The organism is Faecousia intestinalis (genome assembly GCF_040096185.1).
Classification (GTDB): Bacteria; Bacillota; Clostridia; order Oscillospirales; family Oscillospiraceae; genus JAZOXB01.
Genome location: NZ_JBBMFF010000036.1, coordinates 1 through 3401 on the forward strand (window position 1 = coordinate 1; position 3401 = coordinate 3401).

Sequence of the window (3401 nt, forward strand, 5' to 3'; positions counted from 1 at the left end):
CTCCCCTACAATACTGCATGCGGTCGGCGATGGCTTGTACGGGCTGCAACTGCCTTCCCGAGATTGCCACGTCGCTTTGCTCCTCGCAATGACACATCAAGGGGCGTGCGCAGGGAACGGTGCACGGCATCGATTTGGCTGTCCTTATGCCGCTTCGCGGACGGGCCTGGCTGTCCCCGCCCCTACAACGCACGGCCGGCGCCCCTGCGAAATTTTCCATATTCCATTATCCCTTTTACTGGAGGTATACCATGCTCGGTTGTGTCATCATGGCGGCGGGGAACGCCGTGCGCTTCGGCGCGAACAAGCTCGAGGCGGAGCTGGACGGCAAGCCGCTCATTCGCCGGGCATTCGAGGCCGTTCCGGCCGGGGTGTTCGACCGCGTCGCCGTCGTCACGCAGTATCCTGCCGTCGCTGCCCTCGCGCGGGAATTCGGTTTCGAGCCGGTGCGCAACGACCGGCCCGGCGACGGGCTGAGCCGCACGGTCCGCCTCGGCACGCAGGCGCTGGCGCAGTGCGACGGCATCGCCTTCCTCGTGGCCGACCAGCCGCTGCTGTCGGCATCGGCCGTGCGCGCGGTCGTGCGGCAGTGGCGGGAGCATCCGTCGTGCATCGTGGGCGCGGCCTGCGGCACGCGGCGCGGCAATCCGAACGTGTTCCCGCGGGAATTTTTCCCGGCCCTGTGCGCGCTCGAGGGAGACCGCGGCGGCAGCGCCGTCATCCGGCAGTATCCGGAGCGCTACCTTGCCGTCGACGTCCCGCCGGAGGCGCTGGCCGATGTCGATACCCCCGAGGCCCTGCGCGCCATCCGGGATCATCTGTAGGGAACGGCATACAGCAAATTGAAAATGGGAAAGGAACAGGAAAAAGCTGCGCTCATCCGCCGGTTGTGCGCTGTCGGGGAGAGGTATGCTCCTTCCCTGCAAATTATATATCATAAAACAACGAACGGCACGCAAAGCGTGCCGTTCATGCTATTTCTCATTTTCTCATTCCACGCGGAGACGTGCGGGGAGGGCTGCGTCCGGAGTGACGAGCACCGTGCGGTAGCGGTCATACACGACCATGCCGGGCTTTGCCCCGTTCGGCTTGCGCAGGAAGCGCACGGGCGTCACATCGACGGGGACGTTCTGCCCCTCGCGCGCCTCGGAGTAGTAGGCCGCAAGCTCGGCCGCCTCCGTGATCGTCCCGTCCGGCGGCTGGATGCCTGCGCACGCGATGATGACATGCGTGCCGTGAAATTTCTGCACATGCAGCCACAGGTCGTCGCGCCGCGCCGTCTTGAGCGACAGCTGGTCGTTCTGGCGGTTGTTGCGGCCGACAAAAATGTCGAAGCCGTCCGACGAGCGGAAGTGCATTGGCTTTGACGGCTGCTGCCGGGCCTGCTTGCGGCGGTCCGCCGGGCGGACATAGCCTCCGGCCTCCAATTCCGCTCGTATTTCGCTCAGATCACGCTCATTTTCGGCGCGAGCCAGCTCCTCGAGCACGCCGCCCAGATAGGCCTCCTCGATCTCGCCCTGTGCGATCTGCTGCGTGAGCACCTGCTCGGCATGCTTGGCGCGGGCGTAGTCCTTGTAGAACCGCGCGGCGTTCTGCTGCGGGGAGAGGTTCGGCTTGAGCGGAATTTCAATTTCGCGCAGATCCTCGTCATAAAAATCCTCGGCGCGCAGCAGCGTCTGCCCGCGCGTGATGGCGTGCAGGTTCGCCGTGACGATGTCGCCCTGACGGCGCAGCTGCTCGCGGTCGTGCGTGGCCTCCAGCTCCTGCCGCTGCAGCTCCAGCTTGCGGCGCGTGCGCTCGTGCAGGTTCGAAATGGCCTTGCGCAGCGTCTGCGACCGCTGCCGCATGCGCTCGGCGTGGTCCGTCTCGGTGTAAAAGCGGTCGAGCAGGGCGGAAAAGCTCTCGCACGGCTCGGCGCGCAGATAGCCGCCGTATTGCCGGATGTCGCGATAGGTGAAATCCGTCGGTGCGCCGTCCTTCCACATCAGCATGGGCTGCATCTGTACGGGCGGCAGGGCGGCGAACTCCGCCGTCAGAAATGCCGCCAGCCGCGCGGCGTCCAGCGTGGGGATGGGCGCGTCCGTCTCGCCCGAAAAGCGGAACGACAGCTCGCGCGCGATGAGCGGCGACAGGCCCGCAAAGTGGGCCAGCAGCCATTTGTCCAGCCGCATGGCCGCGTCGGGCCGGTCGAGCAGGGCAAGAAGCTCGGCCTCCGTCGTCTCCTGCGGGATGCGGCGGTCCTGCCGCGGCGGCTCGTGGTAAAACAGGCCGGGCAGCAGCTGGCGCAGCTCGGACATTTCAAAGTCCACGCGCCGCAGGCAGTCGAGGATGCGGCCGTCCGGCCCCGTGAGGATCAGGTTGGAATTGCGCCCGACCAGCTCGAGGATCAGGTGCTTGCGGCAGGGCACACCCAGCTCGTCCGTGCAGTCGAACGTCAGGTCGAGCATGCGCTCGGCCGCGGGCTGGCGGATATCGGCAAGTCTGCCGCCCGCCAGATGCTTGCGCAGCAGCATACAGAACATCGGCGGCTGCGCGGGATTTTCCAGCTGCGCCTGCGTCAGGTGGACGCGCGGCCGGTTGCCGTTGGCGGACAGCAGCAGTCTTCCGCCGCCGTCGCGCCCGCGCAGCTGGAGCACGACGGTGTCGCGCGCGGGCTGCTGGACCTTGTCCACGCGGGCCCCGACGAGGGCGGGGCGCAGCTCTGCGGCGACGGCCGTGAGAAACATGGCGTCAAATGGCATGGTCTTCCTCCATCATGGCGGCAAACAGCGCCTCGATGCGCGCGGTCTGCCCGGAGAGATACAGTGCGCCAAACAGGGCCTCCAGCCCCGTTGCGCGGGCATATTCGCCCGGCGTGGCGTGCTTCGGAATGCCGTGAGGATGGGCGTTGCGGCCGCGGCGATAGACGGCGGCCTCCTCCGGCGTGAGCAGGGGCTGGATGCGCAGGGCAAAGCGCGCCTGCGCCGGGGCCTGCACGAGCGCGATCGTTGCCTGATGCAGGCGGCCGTTCGTTGTGCCGCCCTCGACGCACAGCTTTGTGCGCACGAGCAGCTCAAACACGGCATCGCCGATGTGCGCCAGCGCCAGAGACGACATGGCCAGCAGCTCCTGTTGGGTCATTTGCGGGTGAAAATAGTCCTGCATGGCGCAGTCGCCTCCAGAATGATCGAATTTTGGATGATTTTGAGTGATATTGCCGGGCTGCTTTTGCGTGCTGTAGGGGAGGGGCATGCCCCTCCCGGCACTGTACTGGCGGTTTGAACCGGCTGGCGATAAAACGGTGAAAGCCAAAGGTTTGTCATTGCGAGGCCCCAACGGGGCCGTGGCAATCTCGGGGAGGCACTTCCGACTCGTACCGGCCGTCGATAAAACGGTATGCACCAATTGCGTCTGTAGCGGCG

At 66.1% G+C, this 3401-nt stretch carries 3 protein-coding genes; 1 reads left to right on the forward strand and 2 read right to left on the reverse strand.

The features are described 5' to 3' along the window. Positions 1-251 precede the first annotated feature (251 nt). Positions 252-824: a nucleotidyltransferase family protein gene (locus WMO66_RS00365; protein WP_349134426.1), complete on the forward strand. Its 573-nt coding sequence runs from the start codon at positions 252-254 to the stop codon at positions 822-824. Positions 825-989: 165 nt separating this feature from the next. Here the strand turns inward: WMO66_RS00365 and WMO66_RS00370 are convergent, their stop codons facing one another. Next, complete coding sequence (locus WMO66_RS00370) at positions 990-2741, reverse strand: Rqc2 family fibronectin-binding protein (protein ID WP_349134427.1); 1752 nt, start codon at positions 2739-2741, stop codon at positions 990-992. Beyond that, complete coding sequence (locus tag WMO66_RS00375) at positions 2731-3144, reverse strand: Mini-ribonuclease 3 (protein ID WP_349134428.1); 414 nt, start codon at positions 3142-3144, stop codon at positions 2731-2733. Before WMO66_RS00375 ends, WMO66_RS00370 begins: the two co-directional genes overlap by 11 nt. Between the last annotated feature and the right edge of the window lie 257 nt (positions 3145-3401).